The organism is Pseudomonas sp. YNh, from assembly GCF_037993085.1.
Taxonomy (GTDB): domain Bacteria; phylum Pseudomonadota; class Gammaproteobacteria; order Pseudomonadales; family Pseudomonadaceae; genus Aquipseudomonas; species Aquipseudomonas putida.
Genome location: NZ_JBBMRJ010000003.1, coordinates 75,340 through 93,318 on the forward strand (window position 1 = coordinate 75,340; position 17,979 = coordinate 93,318).

A 17,979-nucleotide genomic window follows, 5' to 3' on the forward strand; every position below is an offset into this window, starting at 1 on the left:
CCGTAGCGGGCTGATCGCCCCACGGCCTGATGAGGTAACCCCGACAATGTTGAGTTTTATTGCCCGGCGCCTTGGCCTGTTGATACCGACCTTTTTCGGCATCACCTTGCTCACCTTTGCGCTCATACGCCTGATCCCCGGGGACCCGGTGGAAGTGATGATGGGCGAGCGCAGGGTCGACCCCGAAATGCACGCCCAGGCCATGGAGCGCCTGGGCCTTAACAAGCCGCTGCCGGTCCAGTACCTGGACTACGTCGGCAAGCTCGCCCAGGGTGACCTCGGGGAATCGCTGCGCACCCGCGAAAGCGTGTGGACCGAATTCCTCACGCTGTTCCCGGCCACCCTCGAACTGGCCTTCGCCGCCCTGCTGTTCGCCGGCATCGTCGGCCTGCTGGCCGGGGTGATCGCCGCGCTCAAGCGCGGCTCACTGTTCGACCACGGGGTCATGGGCATATCCCTGGCCGGCTACTCGATGCCGATCTTCTGGTGGGGCCTGATCCTGATCATGTTCTTCTCGGTAAGCCTGGGCTGGACCCCGGTGTCCGGGCGTATCGACCTGCTTTACGACATCGAGCCGAAGACCGGCTTCATGCTCATCGATACCCTGCTCAGCGACGAAGAAGGCGCGTTCAAGGACGCGGTGATGCACCTGATACTGCCAGCCATCGTGCTCGGCACCATCCCCCTGGCGGTAATCGCCCGCATGACCCGTTCGTCGATGCTTGAAGTGCTGCGCGAAGACTACATCCGCACCGCTCGCGCCAAGGGCCTTTCGCCCGCCCGGGTGGTGTTCGTGCATGGCCTGCGCAACGCCCTGATTCCGGTGCTCACGGTGTTCGGCCTGCAGGTCGGCACACTACTGGCCGGTGCGGTGCTGACCGAAACCATCTTTTCCTGGCCGGGCATCGGCAAGTGGCTGATCGAAGCCATCGGTGCCCGTGACTACCCCGTGGTCCAGAACGGCATCCTGTTGATTGCCTGCCTGGTGATCCTGGTCAACTTCGTCGTGGACATCCTCTACGGCCTGGCCAACCCACGCATCCGTCATCAGCGCTGAGGCCTTTGCCATGACTAGCCCGATTGCAAAATCCGTGTCGCCGGCCAGCCCGGTGGACCAGAGCCTGCTCTACCCCTCGCCGTACAAAGAATTCTGGCAAGCCTTTGCGCGCAACAAAGGCGCAGTGATGGGCCTGGCCTTCATGTGCCTGGTGGTGTTCTGCGCACTGTTCGCGCCATGGGTTGCCCCCCATGACCCGAGCGAGCAGTACCGCGACTTCCTGCTGACCCCACCGGTATGGCTCGAAGGCGGGACCTGGCAGTTCATCCTCGGCACCGACGAACTGGGCCGCGACCTGCTTTCGCGCTTGATCCAGGGGGCGCGGCTGTCGCTGCTGATCGGCCTGTCGTCGGTGGTGATGTCGCTGATCCCGGGCATTCTGCTGGGCCTGCTGGCCGGCTTCTTCCCGCAAATCCTCGGCCCGTCGATCATGCGCCTGATGGACGTGATGCTGGCCCTGCCCTCCCTGCTGCTGGCCGTGGCCATCGTCGCCATCCTCGGCCCAGGCCTGATCAATACGGTGATCGCCATCGCCATCGTCTCCCTGCCCTCCTACGTGCGCCTTACCCGGGCTGCGGTGATGGTCGAGCTGAACCGCGACTACGTCACCGCCGCACGCCTGGCCGGCGCCGGGCTGCCACGGCTGATGTTCGTCACCGTGCTGCCCAACTGCATGGCGCCGCTGATCGTGCAGGCCACCCTCAGCTTCTCCTCGGCGATCCTCGACGCTGCCGCCCTGGGCTTCCTCGGCCTGGGCGTGCAACCGCCGACCCCGGAGTGGGGCACCATGCTGGCTTCGGCCCGTGACTACATCGAGCGTGCCTGGTGGGTGGTGAGCCTGCCCGGCCTGACCATTCTGCTCAGTGTGCTGGCAATCAACCTGATGGGCGACGGCCTGCGCGATGCGCTGGACCCGAAACTCAAGAACGCCGCCTGAGGAGAACGCCATGTCACTGTTGCAGATCAAAAACCTGAATGTGCGCTTCGGCGATGCCAATGCGGTACCCGTGGTCGATGGCCTGGACCTGTCGGTGGACGCCGGCGAAATCCTGGCCATCGTCGGCGAATCCGGCTCGGGCAAATCCGTGACCATGATGGCCTTGATGGGCCTGATCGACGCCCCCGGGCGCATCACCGCCGACACCCTCAGCTTCGACGGCACCGACATGCTCAAGCTCAGCGGCCGCCAGCGGCGCAAGGTGGTGGGCAAGGACATCGCCATGGTCTTCCAGGACCCGATGACCGCGCTCAACCCCAGCTATACCGTGGGCTACCAGATCGAAGAAGTGCTGCGCCAGCACCTGGGCCTGAAGGGCAAAGCCGCGCGCCAGCGTGCCCTTGAGCTGTTGAAAAAGGTCGAGATCCCGGCAGCCGAAAGCCGCCTGGACGCCTACCCGCACCAGTTGTCTGGCGGCATGAGCCAGCGCGTGGCGATTGCCATGGCCATTGCCGGCGAGCCCAAGCTGCTGATCGCAGACGAGCCGACCACCGCGCTGGACGTGACCATCCAGGCGCAGATCATGGAGCTGCTGGTCAACCTGCAGAAGGAGCGCAACATGGCGCTTATCCTGATCACCCACGACCTTGCCGTGGTCGCCGAAACGGCCAGGCGGGTATGCGTGATGTACGCAGGCGAAGCCGTCGAAGTGGGCCAGGTGCCGACGCTGTTCGACGTGCCCGCCCACCCTTACAGCGAAGCCTTGCTGGCGGCGATCCCCGAGCACAGCATCGGCGCCGAGCGCCTGGCCACCCTGCCCGGCATTGTCCCCGGCCGCTACGACCGCCCGGTCGGCTGCCTGTTGTCGCCACGCTGCCCCTACGTGCAGGACAACTGCCGGCGCCAGCGCCCGCCTCTCGATCCTCAGGCCCACAGCCTGGTGCGTTGCTTCTATCCGCTGAACCAGGAGGTGGCGTGATGGCCGTCGTTCTGTCTGCCCGGGACCTCACCCGGCATTACGAAGTCTCCCGCGGGCTGTTCAAAGGCCACGCCCTGGTCCGCGCACTGAATGGCGTGTCGTTCGAACTGGAAGCCGGCAAGACCCTGGCGGTGGTCGGCGAGTCCGGCTGCGGCAAGTCGACCCTGGCCCGTGCCCTGACCCTCATCGAAGAACCGTCGTCCGGTTCGCTGCAAATCGCCGGTACCGAGGTGACAGGCGCCAGCAAGGCGCAGCGCAAGCAACTGCGCCGCGATGTGCAAATGGTGTTTCAGAGCCCTTACGCCTCGCTTAACCCACGGCAGAAGATTGGCGACCAGCTGGCTGAACCGCTGGTGATCAATACCTCGCTGAGCAAGGCCGAGCGGCGCGAGAAAGTACAAAAAATGATGGAGCAGGTGGGCCTGCGCCCCGAGCATTACCAGCGCTACCCGCACATGTTCTCCGGGGGCCAGCGCCAGCGCATTGCCCTGGCAAGGGCGATGATGCTGCAGCCAAAAGTGCTGGTGGCGGACGAGCCAACCTCGGCGCTGGACGTGTCGATCCAGGCACAGGTGCTAAACCTGTTCATGGACTTGCAGAAGGAATTCGACACCGCCTACGTGTTCATCTCGCACAACTTGGCGGTGGTGCGACATGTGGCCGATCACGTGCTGGTGATGTACCTGGGGCGCCCGGTGGAAATGGGGGCCAAGGATGATATCTACGAGAAACCGCTGCATCCCTACACCCAGGCGCTGCTGTCGGCGACGCCAGCCATTCATCCCGACCCGCTGAAGCCGAAGATCCGCATTGTCGGGGAGCTGCCCAACCCGCTGAATCCACCGGATGGGTGCGCGTTTCACAAGCGTTGCCCGTACGCGACTGAGCGGTGTGCCAAGGAGGTGCCGGCGTTACGGCAGGTGAGTAGCCGGCAGGTGGCTTGCCACTATGCCGAGCAGTTCCTGTAGATGACCGGGGGCGCTTTGCGCCCCATTCGCAGCACAAGGCTGCTCCTGCAAGAGATCGCGATAACAGGGGATATCGCGGTCGTTTGCAGGAGCAGCCTTGTGCTGCGAAAGGGCCGCAAAGCGGCCCTCCCGGTCAATGCATGAAAATGGCGATGAGGATGATCACCGGGATCGGTACCCCAAGCATCCAGAGCAGTATCGAGCGCATGTCAGTTCTCCTTGCTTAACGTTGAATGGTGCGATGTGCGACGTATTCGCCTTCCAGCCACTGCACCTGGTCACGACGGCGACCACCGTAGAGCGCTGCAAGGCTGGCAAAGAAGGCGCCACAGAGCAGCGCGACGAAGGTCCACAATGCTGTCCAGGCAGCTACTTTGGCGGCGGTATCAGCAGCTTGCTTGGCCTGCACTTTCAGCTGTTGCACCTGGGCCATCACCTGATCGACACGGGCTTCGGCCTCGGCTTGGGTCAGACGGGTGCGCTGGGCCACCAGCTGCGCCAGGTACGTGCGGTCCTCGGCAGGCAGCGCACCATCGCTGGCAATGCCTTTGGCCAGGATGCGGGCAGCCACGCCGTTTGCTGCATCTTCGCTCACGGGTGCAGGGCCATCGCCACGGAACAGGCTATCGACGAAATAGCCCATCGAATCGTTGTTGTCACCGGACGCCGCCGCACCACCGGCAGCCGCCGATACTGTGGCCGCCTGCGAAGCCGCGCTGGCACCAGCGCCCACCAGGTTGCCCGCAGCGCCCAGCACCAGCATGGCCGTAACCAGGGTGGCTACAGCCCAGGACAGGAAGCCATGCGCGGTATCGCGGAAATACACTTCATCGCCATGCAAGTTGGCCCATTTCACCCGCAACCGACCGGCAATGTAGCCGCCCAGGCCCGAAGCGATGATCTGCGTCAGCAGCAGCCATACGATGGTGGAAATGCCCAGGGCCTTGGCACTGGCCCCCTCGTCTGCCCAAGGGGACGTGGCTGCGAAGCCCAGCCCTGCACCAAGGACCACCAGGATCAGGGACAAGGCAGCTGCGGTAGCGGCGCCAGCGAAAATCGCAGCCCAGGAAACACCTGAGCGGCTTTGTGAATCGACAGCGGGATAGTCGGCAGGGGTGATCATGATGTTTTCGCCTTAAGTGGTTAGCGACAAGTCCATTCGCGCAGTAACCATTGCAGCGGCTGTGCCATTTGAGACAAAAAATTACACCCTTATAAAACAATGAGTTAGAAATAGCGGTTCGTTCAGAATCGTGCAAATTGCGCGACTTGGCGCTGTGCATCAGGTGTTCTGCATTCTTGTAGCAAGCTTTGCGGCGAGGCATCATTCACCCATGACGCTCCCCGATGGCCCCGCCCAGACCCCGATTACCGCCGACACGGTGCTGCGCTACCACCTGTGCTGGAAGCATCGCGACCTCGACGGCGTCATTGCGCTTTACCACCCCGACATCCAGTACCACGACTTCTTCCAGAACCGTGTGCTTGGCTACGTTGAGTTGCGCGACTACGTGCGCGCCTGCCTGCCCCATGAAGCCGGCGAAGATATCGTTCACAGCGACCGCATCCGCGTCGATGGCTGCACCGCGTTCATCCAGTACCAGGTCACCGTCCAGGGCGGTGACGGCTTGGTGGCGTTCCAGTCCAGCGAGGCGATCACCGTCAAGGACGGGCTGATCTGGCGGGTCAACGAATACGCCACGCTGGTTCGCCAGAACGGCAGCGGGCATGGCCGCAGCGGCCCGCGCCCGGCCACCAGTCGCCTGGGCCTGTCGCCGCGGCAGCTGTCGACCATGGCCCAGGACCTGGAGCACTACTTCCAGCGCCAGCGCCCCTACCTGGACCCGGAGCTGGACCTGCAGCAGGTGGCCGACGCCAGCGGCTACAGCCGCAACCAGATTTCCTACCTGCTGAACCAGGTGCTCGGGCAAAGCTTCTACCGCTACGTCAACCAGGCCCGCCTGCAGCACCTGATGGCCAGCCTCGACGACGACAGCGTCGAGGCGACGATCGACGAGCTGGCGTTCAGCGCCGGTTTCAACTCGCTGTCGGCGTTCTACAAGTGCTTCCGCGAGCACACCGGGCTCACGCCCAAGGCCTACCTCAAGCAAATTTCTCTGCGTGCACGCACGTAAGACAGCCACTGGCTGACAGCACTAGGATCGCCCACAGACCTTGACCGATGTGGAGCCGAACCCGATGCAACCCCTGCGCACGCTCAGCCTGTGGATGGACCAGCTCGAAGAGCCATTGTGCGCCCGCCCGGCCCTGCGCGAAGACCTGGCAGTGGATGTGTGCATCATCGGTGCCGGCTACACCGGCCTGTGGACCGCCTACTACCTCAAGCGCCAGGCGCCACAACTGAGCATCGCCGTGATCGACGCCAACATCGCCGGCTTCGGCGCGTCCGGGCGCAATGGCGGCTGGCTGATGGGCAACCTGCTGGGCGAAGACCGCCTGCTCGCCACCCTGTCGCCACAACAGCGCCGCGCCAGCATCGACCTGCTGCACGGCATTCCCGATGAAGTGCAGGGTGTGTTGCAACGCGAAGGCATCGACTGCGACTACCGCAAGGGCGGCGTGCTGTACTGCGCCGCGCGCTACCCGGAGCAAGAACGCAGCCTGCGTGCCTACCTCGATGACTTGTATCGCCAAGGCATGACCGAGGAAGACTACCGCTGGCTACGCCCCGAGCAACTGGAAAACCAGCTGCGGGTCAGTAATGCATTTGGTGCCATCTACAGCCCGCACACCGCGACCATTCAGCCGGCCAAGCTGGTGCGTGGCCTGGCGCGGGCCGTGGAAGCGCTGGGGGTGCCAATCTACGAAAATACCCCGGCCATCGACTGGCAACCCGGCGACCTGCGCACCCCGCTGGCGCGGATTCGCTGCCAGTGGATGGTGCCGGCCGTCGAAGGCTACGCCGCCAGCCTGCCGCCGCTGGGCAAGCACCAGTTGCCGGTACAGAGTTTGCTGATAGCCACCGAACCGCTGCCGGAATCGACCTGGGAGCAGATCGGCCTGAGCCAGGGTCAGGCCTTCAGCGAGAGCAGCCGCCAGGTCACCTATGGCCAGCGCACTGCCGACAACCGTCTGGTATTCGGCGCACGCGGTGGTTACCGCTTCGGTGGCCGCCTGCGCGAAAACTTCAACCTCCAAGAGCACGAAATCGAACTGCGCCGCTACCTGTTCAGCGAGCTGTTCCCGCAGCTCAAGCATGTGCGCATCACCCACTCCTGGGGCGGCAACCTGGGCATGGCCCGGCGCTTCCACCCGCACATGCTCTGCGACCGCCAGCGCGGCATAGCCTTGGCCGGTGGTTACGGTGGCGAAGGCGTTGGCGCCACCAACCTGGGCGGGCGCACCCTGGCGGCGCTAATCCTTAACCAGCACAACGAACTGACTGCGCAACCTTGGGTACTGGACAACCGCCCGGTATCGAGTCTGGCCAGCTGGCCACCAGAGCCCTGCCGCTGGCTGGGCTACAACGCGATCATCCAGAGCTTCGTCCACGAGGACCGGACCCTCGCCAACCCCGCCAGCGCGCCGTGGAGGCGGCGCCTGGCCAGCTCGCTTGCGGACTTCATGGAAGGCTTCATGCACTGACTTCCCTTATCAACTGCACAGGATCCACCGGTCATGAGCATTACCCAGTTCAAGAACACCGACAGCGCTGTGCTCGACAGCTCCAACCCGGTCGCGGTGCCGCTTGGCGAACCCGTGGCGGTGACATCTGTCACCTGCGTGGAACGCAGTGATGGCGTCGAAACCGGCATCTGGGAGTGCACCCCGGGGCGCTGGCGGCGGCAGATCGTGCAACAGGAGTTCTGCCATTTCATCAAGGGCCGCTGCACCTTCACCCCCGACGGTGGCGAGCCCCTGGTCATAGAAGCCGGAGACGCATTGATGCTACCGGCCAACAGCACCGGCACCTGGGACATCCAGGAGACCGTGCGCAAGACCTACGTACTCATCTTCTGATCCGCTGATCGCCTGCCTTCGATAACAACAGACAAAGCAAGGTAAACCCGACATGCGCACACTCCTTCTCGCCCCTCTGATGCTGGCCGCCAGTGTGGCCGGCGCCGCCGAAACGGTGAAAATCTACAACTGGTCCAGCTACGTCGCCCCCGACACGCTGAAGAACTTCCAGCAAGCCAGCGGCATCGTGCCCACCTACGACGTGTACGACAGCAACGAAACCCTCGACGGCAAGCTGATGACCGGCAACTCCGGCTACGATGTAGTGTTCCCTTCCAACCACTTCATGGCCCGGCAGATCCAGGGCAAGGCCCTGAAGAAGCTGGACAAGTCGCAGCTGCCCAACTGGCAAAACCTCAACCCGGTGCTGCTCAAGGCGCTGGAGGTGAACGACCCGGGCAACCAGTACGGCTTCCCGTACCTGTGGGGCAGTACCGGCATCGGCTACAACATCGACAAGGTCAAGGCGGTGCTCGGCGACAACGCGCCGGTGGACTCGTGGGACCTGATCTTCAAGCCCGAGTACATGAGCAAGCTGAAAAGCTGTGGCGTCGCCGTGCTGGACAACGGCCCCGAACTGCTGCCGATTGCCCTGCACTACCTGGGCCTGCCGCACCACAGCCAGAACCCGGCGGACTACGACAAGGCCAAGGCGCTGTTGATGCAGGTGCGGCCTTACATCAGCTACTTCCATTCATCGAAGTACACCGGCGACCTGGCCAATGGCGATATCTGTGTGGTGGTGGGCTTCTCGGGGGATGTGCTGCAAGCGAAAAACCGTGCCGAAGAAGCGAAGAACGGGGTGAAGGTGGGCTATTCGATACCCAAGGAAGGCGCGCCCATGTGGTTTGACATGGTGGCCATGCCGGCCGATGCACCGGACGAAAAAGCCGGGTATGCCTACATGAACTACCTGCTGCAGCCAGAGGTGATGGCCAACATCAGCAACCATGTGCAGTACGCCAACGGTAACCTCAAGGCGGACGGACTTGTGGAGCCGGCCATGAAGGGCAATACGATGATTTACCCGAGCGAAGACATGATGGGTAAATTGTATGCGCTGGAAGCGATGCCGGCGAAGATCGACCGCATTCGCACCCGGATCTGGACCAGTATCAAAGCCGGGAACTGAGCCCGGCCGTAGTGCGGTCCCTGTGGGAGCGGGTTCACCCGCGAATGCGTCGGTAAATTCAACATCGCATTCGCGGGTGAACCCGCTCCCACAGGGTCAGCAGCCGGCACTGGAAATCAGTGATGTTCGCGGGTCGCGCGGAATTTCACATCCGGCCAGCGCTCTTCCATCAATGCCAGGTTGACCCGGGTCGGCGCCAGGTAGGTCAGGTGCCCGCCACCGTCGATGGCCAGGTTCTCCATGGCCTTGGTCTGGAATTCCTCGAGTTTCTTCTTGTCATCGCAGCTGATCCAGCGCGCCGACCACACGGTGATCGGCTCGTAGGCGCATTCGACCTTGTACTCTTCCTTCAGGCGGCTGGCGACCACATCGAACTGCAGCACACCGACCGCACCGAGGATGATGTCGTTGCTGCGCTCCGGGAAGAACACCTGGGTTGCACCCTCTTCGGCCAGCTGCTGCAGGCCCTGGCGCAGCTGCTTGGACTTGAGCGGGTCCTTCAGGCGCACCCGGCGGAACAGCTCCGGGGCGAAGTGCGGAATACCCGTGAAGCCCAGCGCCTCACCTTCGGTGAAGGTGTCGCCAATCTGGATGGTGCCGTGGTTGTGCAGGCCGATGATGTCGCCGGCAAATGCCTCGTCCAGTTGCTCGCGCTCGGAGGAGAAGAAGGTCAGCGCGTCACCGATGCGCAAGTCCTTGCCGGTACGCACGTGGCGCATCTTCATGCCCTTCTCGTACTTGCCCGAGCAGATGCGCATGAAGGCGATACGGTCGCGGTGTTTCGGGTCCATGTTCGCCTGGATCTTGAACACGAAGCCTGTGAACTTCTCTTCCACCGGCTCCACTGTACGCTCGTGGGCGACACGGGCCAGCGGGCGCGGCGCCCAGTCGACAACGGCATCGAGCACATGGTCGACACCGAAGTTGCCCAGCGCCGTACCGAAGAACACCGGGGTCAGTTGGCCATTGATGAACTCGTCCTGATCGAACTCGTGGCATGCACCCTGTACCAGCTCAAGCTGTTCGAGGAAGCGATCATATTCGTCACCCAGGTGCGCGCGGGCTTCATCGGAGTCGAGCTTCTCGATGATCTTCACCTCGGTACGCTCATGGCCGTGGCCCGGGGTGTAGACGATGATGTAGTCACCTTGCAGGTGGTACACACCCTTGAAGTCACGGTAGCAGCCAATCGGCCAGGTGATCGGCGCAGCCTTGATCTTCAGAACGGCCTCGATCTCGTCGAGCAGTTCGATCGGGTCGCGGATGTCACGGTCGAGTTTGTTGATGAAGCTGACGATTGGCGTATCGCGCAGGCGGCACACGTCCATCAGGGCGATGGTACGCGGCTCTACACCTTTACCGCCGTCGAGCACCATCAGCGCCGAGTCCACCGCGGTCAGGGTGCGGTAGGTGTCTTCCGAGAAGTCCTCGTGGCCGGGGGTGTCGAGCAGGTTGATCATGTGCTCGCGGTACGGGAACTGCATCACCGAGGTGGTGATGGAGATGCCGCGCTGCTTCTCCATTTCCATCCAGTCGGAGGTGGCGTGGCGGTCGGACTTGCGCGACTTCACGGTACCGGCGACGGCAATGGCCTTGCCCATCAGCAGCAGCTTCTCGGTGATGGTGGTCTTACCGGCGTCGGGGTGGGAAATGATTGCGAAAGTGCGGCGCTTCGCGACTTCGGCGGCCTGGTTGGTCATGGGAAATCGCCTGACTGGGGGATTCAAAAAGGGGCGATATCATACCTGAAGTTGGGCTGGGACCAAAATCTGATCCCCGTCCGTTGGTCAATCACGCACGTTGAGCCTGATCATCACAAAAACCTTGAAGCGTGACAGGGGCCCGGCCGGGCACATGTGCAACGAGCTCCAATGTTCCACCCAAGGCCTCAACATAGCTACGAAGGGTGGATATCAACATGTCACTTCTCTTCTCCACTTTCGAAACATTGCCCTGACGGATATCGAGGCGCTGCGCCAACTCGTCCTGGGTGATTTGCAACTGCCTGCGCAAGGCTTGCAAGGTCATTTCTTCATGAATCAGTTCAAGGCCGCGTGCTTCTACTCTCGCCCTGCGCTCAGGCGACAGCGCGTTCATAACCTCATCGAGTGTTTTCATCATTCAACCTCTGGAAAGGTGCCGTCCGAAACGTGCGTCGGCACGCTCGATCAGGCTCCGGTAAAATCTACGTTCACTGATTCCTGCCTTGTCTCCGGCAACCAACAGCACCGCAAAGCGAGAGGGGTCAAAAGCGAACGCTATGCGCCACACGCCATTCCCGACGCTGAATCGCAACTCTTTCATGTTCGAATGCCTTGAGCCCTTCAAGGTATCCACACGCGGTCGACCCAGAGCCGGGCCGCAGCAGGCCAGCAGCTGTAGCTGAGCCAACAGTTCATCCTGGACCTCCATTTCGAGCATTCCGAACTCCACTGTAAATTCCGGGCACATCCCTATGGACCACACAACAAACATACCTCTGAATGAATATCCCCTCAAGGAGATACAGAGAGAATTTCAAAGGAGATGTTGCTTGGCGGGACAAATGGCTCGATAGCAGGTAATTCAACGCCTTCACGTAAAAAAAGCGCTGTTTTTTCGTGCGAGTTTTCTTTGTTGCCAGTGATTAACGCTGGCCAAATGCCGCCTCAGATGGGAACCTTTGCGCCCACGGAGACGTCCATTCCCCTGCAACCCGCTTCGGTTGGGGACTGGTTTCATCAGCATTTTCGGGCCCGACGGGGTTCGGCTCATGGCCTGATCGCAGCCTTCGGCGTGCGTCACGCTGCTACTCGCGAACACACCAACCGCCGCCAGGACTGGCCGGCAAAAAAGAAGTGTGCTCGCCGACAACACAAGGAGTCCGCCTGTGGCTAAACGCTACGGAAAAGGGCTGTTGGGATGCGCCACCGTGCTCGTCATCCTGGCCCTGCTGGTCCACTGGATCGGCATCGACACGATCGCGCGTTACCGCGACGATCTTGGGTTCTACCTGCAAGCGCACCTGGTTCTGGTGCTGGCTTCGATGGCGGCGGCGTTGGCCGTGGGCATCCCGGCTGGCATTGCCCTCAGTCGACCGCACCGGGTCGACAAGGCAGAGCGCTTCATGCAGTTTTTCAACGTTGGCAACACCATCCCTCCCTTGGCCGTTCTGGCCATCGCGCTCAGTATCCTGGGCATCGGCGCCGGGCCTGCGATCTTCGCGCTGTTCCTCGCCTCCCTCCTGCCCATCGTGCGCAACACCTACGAGGGCCTGAAAAATGTCCCCGCCTCGCTCAAGGAAGCCGCCACCGGCATCGGCATGACCCCGCGCCAGCAACTCTGGCAGGTGGAGCTACCGAATGCCGTGCCGATCATCGTCGGTGGTGTACGCGTGGCCCTGGCGTTGAACGTGGGCACCGCACCGCTGGCCTTCCTGATCGGCGCCAACAGCCTGGGCAGCCTGATCTTCCCCGGCATCGCCCTGAACAACCAGCCACAGCTACTGCTGGGTGCCGCCTGCACCGCACTGCTGGCACTGGTGCTGGACGCGGCGGTGAGTTTCTCCAGCAAGCGCTGGCTGGAACGTGGCCTGGCCCAATAAGGATAGGGAACGTATGAACAAGAGAATCGCCTTGCTGCTGGGCGCGGCCCTGCTGTTCGCAGGATTTGCCCAGGCAGTGGAAAAACCGCTGGTGCGCATCGGCGCCCGGGTGTTCACCGAGCAGACCGTGCTCGCCGAAATCACTGCGCAATACCTGCGCGCCAATGGCTTTGACGTGCGTGTCACCAGCGGCCTTGGCAGCAACATCGCGCGCCAGGCCCAGGAGACCGGCCAGCTCGACCTGATGTGGGAATACACCGGGGTTTCGCTGGTGTCGTACAACCACATCGACGAGCGCATGCCCAGTGCCGAAGCCACCTTCGCCAGGGTCAAGGAGCTGGATGCAAAGAAGGACCTGATCTGGCTGACCCCGTCGAAGTTCAGTAACACCTACGCGCTGGGCCTGCCCAAGCAAGTGGCCGAGGCCTACCCGCAGGTCAACACCATCAGTGACCTCAACCAGGTACTGCGTGACGAAAGCCAGCGCAACCACCTGGTGGCGCTGGACACCGAGTTCGCCAACCGCCCCGACGGCCTCGTTGGCCTGCGCGAGATGTACGGCCTGCCGCTGGACCGGCGCAACATCCGCCAGATGGACGGTGGCCTGGTGTACACCGCCATGCGCAACAACCAGGTATTCGCCGGGCTGGTGTACACCACCGACGGCCGCCTGAGTGCGTTCAACCTCAAGCTGCTGGAAGACGACAAGCACTACTTCCCCGATTACACCGCAGCGCCCGTGGTGCGCAAAGCCGTGCTCGACGCCAACCCGCAACTGGCCGCACTGCTCAAGCCACTGGCCGAGCAGCTGGATGACGAAACCATGCGCCAGCTCAACGCCAAGGTCGACGTCGAGCACCAGAACCCGACTGCCGTGGCCGCCACCTTCCTGCGCGAGCACCCACTGAACAGCGAGGGCCAGCCATGAACCTGATCGATACCTTCAGCCACCTGGACTGGGCCCAGGTGCTGCAACTGACCTGGCAGCACATCATGCTGGTGGGCGTTGCGGTGAGCCTGGCCATTCTCGTCGGCGTGCCGCTGGGCATCCTGATGACCCGCTTCCCGGCCGTTGCCGGGCCGCTGCAGGCCAGCGCCACGGTGCTGCTGACCATCCCGTCGATTGCCCTGTTCGGCCTGCTGCTGCCGTTCTATTCCAAGTTCGGCCAGGGGCTGGGGCCATTGCCAGCGATCACCGCGGTGTTCCTCTATTCGCTGCTGCCGATCCTGCGCAACACCTACCTGGCCCTGACCAACGTAGAGCCCGGTATCCGTGAAGCTGCGCGCGGCATCGGCATGACCTTCGGCCAGCGCCTGCGCATGGTCGAGCTGCCCATCGCCGTGCCGGTGATCCTCGCCGGTGTGCGCACTGCCGTGGTCATGAACATCGGCGTCATGACCATTGCCGCCACCATCGGCGCCGGCGGCCTGGGCGTGCTCATTCTTACCTCCATCAGCCGCAGCGACATGTCGATGCTGCTGGTCGGTGCCGTACTGGTCAGCTTGCTGGCCATCATTGCCGACCTGCTGCTGCAAACCCTGCAACGTGCCCTGACTCCAGAAGGACTGCGCCCATGATCGAACTGAAGAACCTCAGCAAAACCTTCAACGTCAACGGCAAGGACGTCAAAGCCGTCGACGCGGTAAGCCTCACTGTCAACGAAGGGGAAATCTGCGTGTTCCTCGGCCCCTCGGGCTGCGGCAAGAGCACCACGCTGAAAATGATCAACCGGCTGATCACGCCTACGTCGGGCCAGGTGTTCATCAATGGCGAGGACACCACCGGGCTGGACGAAGTCACCCTGCGCCGCCATATCGGCTATGTGATCCAGCAGATCGGCCTGTTCCCCAACATGACCATCGAAGAAAACATCACCGTGGTCCCGCGCCTGCTCGGCTGGGACAAGCAAAAGTGCCACGAGCGTGCTCGCGAGCTGATGCATATGATCAAGCTCGAACCCAAGCAGTACCTGCAGCGCTACCCGCGCGAGCTGTCCGGTGGCCAGCAGCAGCGCATCGGCGTGATCCGTGCCTTGGCGGCCGACGCGCCGGTATTGCTGATGGACGAGCCATTCGGCGCAGTCGACCCGATCAACCGCGAGATGATCCAGAACGAGTTCTTCGAGATGCAGCGGGCGCTGAACAAGACCGTGATCATGGTCAGCCACGACATCGACGAAGCGATCAAGCTGGGCGACAAGATTGCCATCTTCCGTGCCGGCAAACTGTTGCAGCTGGACCACCCGGACACGCTGCTGGCGCACCCGGCGGATGACTTTGTCAGCAACTTCGTTGGCCAGGACAGCACGCTCAAGCGCCTGCTGCTGGTGCGTGCCGAGGATGCAGCGGACAACGCGCCGTCGGTGAGCCCGGAGACGCCCGTGAGCGATGCACTGGAGCTGCTGGATGAGCACGACCGCCGCTACGTGGTGGTGACCGATGCACAGAACAAGGCACTGGGCTATGTACGCCGACGTGACATGCACCGCCAGCAAGGGACGTGTGGCGACTTCCTGCGGCCGTTCAATGCCACGGCCTCGCACGATGAGCATTTGCGCATCCTGCTGTCGCGCATGTACGAGTTCAACCGGGCGTGGTTGCCGGTGCTGGACGCCGAGCAGGTGTTTTTGGGCGAGGTGACGCAGGAGTCGATTGCGGCGTACCTGAGTTCGGGCAGATCGCGTGGGGCCAAGACCAGCATCGTCTCACCAGCCGAAGCGGTGGTGTCCTAGAAAGCCAGGGGCGCTTCGGGCCCCATCGCCGGCAAGCCAGCTCCCACAGGTACAGCGAGAACCTCAAGACACGCGCTGTACCTGTGGGAGCTGGCTTGCCGGCGATGGGCCGCAAAGCGGCCCCGGCAATCTCCAGTCAGAACCCTACGCTGGCCTGCACATAAAAGGTCCGCGGCTCACCCACGTAGAGGCCGGCGTTGTTGTCGCTGGAGCGGGTGAAGTACTGCTTGTCGAACAGGTTCTTCACCCCCGCCGCCAGCTTCAGGTTGGACATCTCGGGCCCGAATTCATACCCGCCACGGGCATGCCAGGTCACATAACCCGGAATATCGCCATACTGCCCATCCGCACTTGGCTCGGTGATGTAGTCGCCGTTGAAGGTGCCATCGGCGTTGATCCCGGTCCCCGGCGCGCGCTGTTTGGATTGGGCGTAGGCGTCCAGGTTCCAGGTCCAGCGGTTGACCGCGTAACGCACGCCGGCGGTGGCCACCTGACGTGAATAGAACGGCAAGTCACGGCCCTTGAAACCCGGGATCTCACCTTCATATGTGGCGCGGGTAAAGGTGTACCCACCGCTGACCGAAAGCCCTTCCAGGCGCGGGTCCAGCCCGGCCAGGTCGTAGCGCACCGACGCCTCGATACCCTGGTGCTTGGTCGCCCCGAGGTTGGTCCAGCCCACATCGTTGCTGATGTACTGCAGCTCGTCATCGAAGTCGATGTAGAACGCCGTCAGCTCGCCGGCAAAGCCACCATCGTCATAGCGCGTGCCTATTTCGTAGGTCTTGGCCTTTTCCGGCTCCAGGCCATTGGCCGTGCTGTTGCCGGTACCGCCCTGGCCCAGCTGGAAGTACTGCAGGCTGCCGAACGAGGTTTCGTAGTTGGCGAACACTTTCCATGCGTCGGAGATGTGGTACATCACGCTCAGCGCCGGCAGCGGCTCGTTGCTGGTGATGCTGCGCTTCTTTTCCGCCACCGGGCGGTTGTTGGCATCCAGCACCGGGCGGTCGCGCCAGTCGGTATTGATGTGCTCGAAGCGCACGCCCGGGGTGATGGTCCAGTTGCCCACATCGATCTTGTCGTCGATGTAGTAGGCGCTGGCCTCGGTACCGCCGCTGCGGTCCTGGAACACGTGGCCGTCAGAGGTCGGCGTCACGGTCGGCACGTTGTCGATCAGCGCCAGGCGGGTCGACTGTTCGCGCATCGCTTCCTTCAGGTAGCGATAACCCACGCTGACTTCCTGGGTAGTCGGGCCGGCAAAGAAGATGCGCGACACCCGTGGCTCGATGGCGAAGGTGTGATAGTTGCGCGGGTACGATGACAGGGTCTTCATGTCACGCGAGGCGATGGCGCTGCCGCGGAAGCTGTCGGTGTAGTAGGTCAGCACTTCGAACTGGGTGGCATCGTCAAGCTGGCGCTGCCACTTGAACGACACATCCTTGCGCCGACCGGCGAAGTAGTCATAGTCGCGCAGCGACTGGTACGGGTTGCTGTCGTACTGGGCCTGGGTCAGGCCGCCGGGCATGTCGGCACGGCCATCGTAGTAATGGAAGTTGAGCCAGAACTCATCGACATCGGTGGGCGCCCAGTGGGTCTTGAGGATGACGTCGTCGATGTCGTTGCCATTGTTGCTTTCACGGTAACCGTTGCCGTTCACCCCGGTGTACAGCAGCGCCACGCCCATGCCGTTGTCAGCCGTGCCGCCGACGAAAGCCGACTCGGTGTGCTTCCAGCCGCCCTGCCGGGAGGTTTCCAGGGTGGTGGACAGTTCCGCCGAAGCCTTTTCCGGAATCGCCCGGGTGACGAAGTTGATCACCCCTCCCACGTTCTGCGGGCCATAGCGTACCGAGCCGGCCCCACGCACCACGTCGATGCTGTCGAGGTTGCCCGAGGAGATCGGCGCCATCGACAGCTGTGGCTGGCCATAGGGCGCGAAGGCGGCCGGGATGCCGTCGATCAATACGGTGGAGCGCGGCGACAGGCGCGAGGTCAGGCCGCGCACGCCCACGTTCAGCGACAGGTCGCTGCCGCCGGTGCCGTTGGAGTCCTGCACCTGCACACCCGGGATGCCGCGCAGTACGTCGCGCACGTTCATCGCGCCCTTCTCCACCATCGCCTCGCGACGCACCACGGTGCGCGCACCGGGGTGGTTCTGCACCACGCTCTGCTGGGCATCGCCCAACCAGTCACCGACCACCTTGATGTCGGTGGGCGCCAGCTCCAGGCTGCCGCTGCCCAGGTCGAGGGTAGTCGGCAGCGGCTTTACCACGACGGTGTCCTGGGACATCTCGAAGGTCAGCCCGCTGCCTTGCAGCAACTGCTGCAGCGCCTGCACCGGCGCCAGGTTGCCGGACACCGCCGGGGCCTGTTTGCCGGCCACCAGCTCGGGGCTGAAGAACAGCTGCAGGTTGGTTTGCTGACCGAGCTGATTCAGCGCCGAAGCCAGCGGTTGGGCCTGGATCTGGATGGTGTTGCCCGCCTCAGCAGCCTGGCTGTTGACGGTCACGGCGCTGACCGCCAGGGCCAGCGCCAGGGCGCGGAAGCGTGGGAAGGGTTTGTTGTTGTTCACGTCGTCGAAACATCCTGGAATGCGGAATAAACGCCAACCGCGTG

17 protein-coding genes are annotated in these 17,979 nt (G+C 63.0%); 12 read left to right on the forward strand and 5 right to left on the reverse strand.

Annotation, left to right across the window (positions count from 1 at the left end):
* Nucleotides 1–46: 46 nt before the first annotated feature.
* Genes WF331_RS04385 through WF331_RS04400 form a run of 4 tightly spaced genes read left to right on the forward strand, consistent with a single transcriptional unit; the run spans nt 47 to nt 3,941 of the window.
* Nucleotides 47–1,057 (forward strand): ABC transporter permease subunit, encoded by a 1,011-nt coding sequence (locus tag WF331_RS04385; RefSeq protein WP_016485006.1) that lies wholly within the window; start codon nt 47–49, stop codon nt 1,055–1,057.
* A gap of 10 nt (nt 1,058–1,067) precedes the next feature.
* On the forward strand, nt 1,068–1,994 hold the full coding sequence (locus WF331_RS04390) for an ABC transporter permease subunit (RefSeq protein ID WP_016501364.1): 927 nt from the start codon (nt 1,068–1,070) through the stop codon (nt 1,992–1,994).
* Nucleotides 1,995–2,004: 10 nt separating this feature from the next.
* Entirely contained in the window at nt 2,005–2,973 is a 969-nt protein-coding gene (locus WF331_RS04395) for an ABC transporter ATP-binding protein (protein WP_016501365.1), read from the forward strand.
* Complete coding sequence (locus tag WF331_RS04400) at nt 2,973–3,941, forward strand: peptide ABC transporter ATP-binding protein (RefSeq protein WP_229608845.1); 969 nt, start codon at nt 2,973–2,975, stop codon at nt 3,939–3,941. Before WF331_RS04395 ends, WF331_RS04400 begins: the two co-directional genes overlap by 1 nt.
* A 223-nt stretch (nt 3,942–4,164) precedes the next feature.
* Here WF331_RS04400 and WF331_RS04405 read toward each other — a convergent pair whose 3' ends face one another.
* Nucleotides 4,165–5,064 (reverse strand): hypothetical protein, encoded by a 900-nt coding sequence (locus tag WF331_RS04405; protein ID WP_229608844.1) that lies wholly within the window; start codon nt 5,062–5,064, stop codon nt 4,165–4,167.
* 211 nt (nt 5,065–5,275) lie between these two features.
* Between WF331_RS04405 and WF331_RS04410 the strand changes: the two genes are divergently transcribed.
* The 4 genes from WF331_RS04410 (at nt 5,276) to WF331_RS04425 (ending at nt 9,054) form a co-directional block, all read left to right on the forward strand.
* Entirely contained in the window at nt 5,276–6,076 is an 801-nt protein-coding gene (locus tag WF331_RS04410) for an AraC family transcriptional regulator (RefSeq protein WP_016501368.1), read from the forward strand.
* A 64-nt stretch (nt 6,077–6,140) separates the two neighbouring features.
* Entirely contained in the window at nt 6,141–7,547 is a 1,407-nt protein-coding gene (locus WF331_RS04415) for an NAD(P)/FAD-dependent oxidoreductase (RefSeq protein ID WP_340622684.1), read from the forward strand.
* Between the two features lie 33 nt (nt 7,548–7,580).
* Nucleotides 7,581–7,922 (forward strand): cupin domain-containing protein, encoded by a 342-nt coding sequence (locus WF331_RS04420; protein ID WP_016501370.1) that lies wholly within the window; start codon nt 7,581–7,583, stop codon nt 7,920–7,922.
* Between the two features lie 52 nt (nt 7,923–7,974).
* The gene (locus WF331_RS04425) at nt 7,975–9,054 is read left to right on the forward strand and encodes a polyamine ABC transporter substrate-binding protein (protein WP_016501371.1); all 1,080 of its coding nucleotides are present in this window, start codon (nt 7,975–7,977) and stop codon (nt 9,052–9,054) included.
* Nucleotides 9,055–9,170: 116 nt separating this feature from the next.
* Here WF331_RS04425 and WF331_RS04430 read toward each other — a convergent pair whose 3' ends face one another.
* From WF331_RS04430 to WF331_RS04440, 3 genes are all read right to left on the reverse strand, one after another.
* Nucleotides 9,171–10,754 carry a peptide chain release factor 3 gene (locus WF331_RS04430; RefSeq protein WP_016501372.1) on the reverse strand — a complete coding sequence of 528 codons (1,584 nt, stop codon included), beginning with the start codon at nt 10,752–10,754 and terminating at the stop codon, nt 9,171–9,173.
* A 91-nt stretch (nt 10,755–10,845) separates the two neighbouring features.
* Nucleotides 10,846–11,175: an XRE family transcriptional regulator gene (locus tag WF331_RS04435; RefSeq protein WP_016501373.1), complete on the reverse strand. Its 330-nt coding sequence runs from the start codon at nt 11,173–11,175 to the stop codon at nt 10,846–10,848.
* Complete coding sequence (locus WF331_RS04440) at nt 11,176–11,475, reverse strand: type II toxin-antitoxin system RelE/ParE family toxin (protein WP_016501374.1); 300 nt, start codon at nt 11,473–11,475, stop codon at nt 11,176–11,178. It abuts the gene before it with no gap.
* A 448-nt stretch (nt 11,476–11,923) separates the two neighbouring features.
* On the opposite strand from WF331_RS04440, the gene WF331_RS04445 reads away from it, so the two are divergent.
* The 4 genes from WF331_RS04445 to WF331_RS04460 are packed head-to-tail and all read left to right on the forward strand — an operon-like array spanning nt 11,924 to nt 15,369.
* On the forward strand, nt 11,924–12,637 hold the full coding sequence (locus WF331_RS04445) for an ABC transporter permease (protein ID WP_016501375.1): 714 nt from the start codon (nt 11,924–11,926) through the stop codon (nt 12,635–12,637).
* Nucleotides 12,638–12,650: 13 nt separating this feature from the next.
* A complete protein-coding gene (locus WF331_RS04450) occupies nt 12,651–13,565 on the forward strand; it encodes a glycine betaine ABC transporter substrate-binding protein (protein ID WP_016501376.1) in 915 nt (304 codons plus the stop codon).
* Nucleotides 13,562–14,215 carry an ABC transporter permease gene (locus WF331_RS04455; RefSeq protein WP_016501377.1) on the forward strand — a complete coding sequence of 218 codons (654 nt, stop codon included), beginning with the start codon at nt 13,562–13,564 and terminating at the stop codon, nt 14,213–14,215. Before WF331_RS04450 ends, WF331_RS04455 begins: the two co-directional genes overlap by 4 nt.
* On the forward strand, nt 14,212–15,369 hold the full coding sequence (locus WF331_RS04460) for an osmoprotectant ABC transporter ATP-binding protein OsmV (RefSeq protein ID WP_016501378.1): 1,158 nt from the start codon (nt 14,212–14,214) through the stop codon (nt 15,367–15,369). Before WF331_RS04455 ends, WF331_RS04460 begins: the two co-directional genes overlap by 4 nt.
* Before the next feature lie 136 nt (nt 15,370–15,505).
* Here the strand turns inward: WF331_RS04460 and WF331_RS04465 are convergent, their stop codons facing one another.
* A complete protein-coding gene (locus tag WF331_RS04465; RefSeq protein WP_016501379.1) occupies nt 15,506–17,935 on the reverse strand; it encodes a TonB-dependent siderophore receptor in 2,430 nt (809 codons plus the stop codon).
* Nucleotides 17,936–17,979 lie beyond the last annotated feature (44 nt).

Coding starts and splice junctions, on each gene's coding strand:
- WF331_RS04415 (WP_340622684.1), top strand. CDS start 6,141: ATGCAACCCCTGCGCACGCTCAGCCTGTGGATGGACCAGCTCGAAGAG.
- WF331_RS04400 (WP_229608845.1), top strand. CDS start 2,973: ATGGCCGTCGTTCTGTCTGCCCGGGACCTCACCCGGCATTACGAAGTC.
- WF331_RS04385 (WP_016485006.1), top strand. CDS start 47: ATGTTGAGTTTTATTGCCCGGCGCCTTGGCCTGTTGATACCGACCTTT.
- WF331_RS04390 (WP_016501364.1), top strand. CDS start 1,068: ATGACTAGCCCGATTGCAAAATCCGTGTCGCCGGCCAGCCCGGTGGAC.
- WF331_RS04455 (WP_016501377.1), top strand. CDS start 13,562: ATGAACCTGATCGATACCTTCAGCCACCTGGACTGGGCCCAGGTGCTG.
- WF331_RS04405 (WP_229608844.1), bottom strand. CDS start 5,064: ATGATCACCCCTGCCGACTATCCCGCTGTCGATTCACAAAGCCGCTCA.
- WF331_RS04410 (WP_016501368.1), top strand. CDS start 5,276: ATGACGCTCCCCGATGGCCCCGCCCAGACCCCGATTACCGCCGACACG.
- WF331_RS04435 (WP_016501373.1), bottom strand. CDS start 11,175: ATGATGAAAACACTCGATGAGGTTATGAACGCGCTGTCGCCTGAGCGC.
- WF331_RS04395 (WP_016501365.1), top strand. CDS start 2,005: ATGTCACTGTTGCAGATCAAAAACCTGAATGTGCGCTTCGGCGATGCC.
- WF331_RS04440 (WP_016501374.1), bottom strand. CDS start 11,475: ATGCTCGAAATGGAGGTCCAGGATGAACTGTTGGCTCAGCTACAGCTG.
- WF331_RS04420 (WP_016501370.1), top strand. CDS start 7,581: ATGAGCATTACCCAGTTCAAGAACACCGACAGCGCTGTGCTCGACAGC.
- WF331_RS04460 (WP_016501378.1), top strand. CDS start 14,212: ATGATCGAACTGAAGAACCTCAGCAAAACCTTCAACGTCAACGGCAAG.
- WF331_RS04425 (WP_016501371.1), top strand. CDS start 7,975: ATGCGCACACTCCTTCTCGCCCCTCTGATGCTGGCCGCCAGTGTGGCC.
- WF331_RS04430 (WP_016501372.1), bottom strand. CDS start 10,754: ATGACCAACCAGGCCGCCGAAGTCGCGAAGCGCCGCACTTTCGCAATC.
- WF331_RS04450 (WP_016501376.1), top strand. CDS start 12,651: ATGAACAAGAGAATCGCCTTGCTGCTGGGCGCGGCCCTGCTGTTCGCA.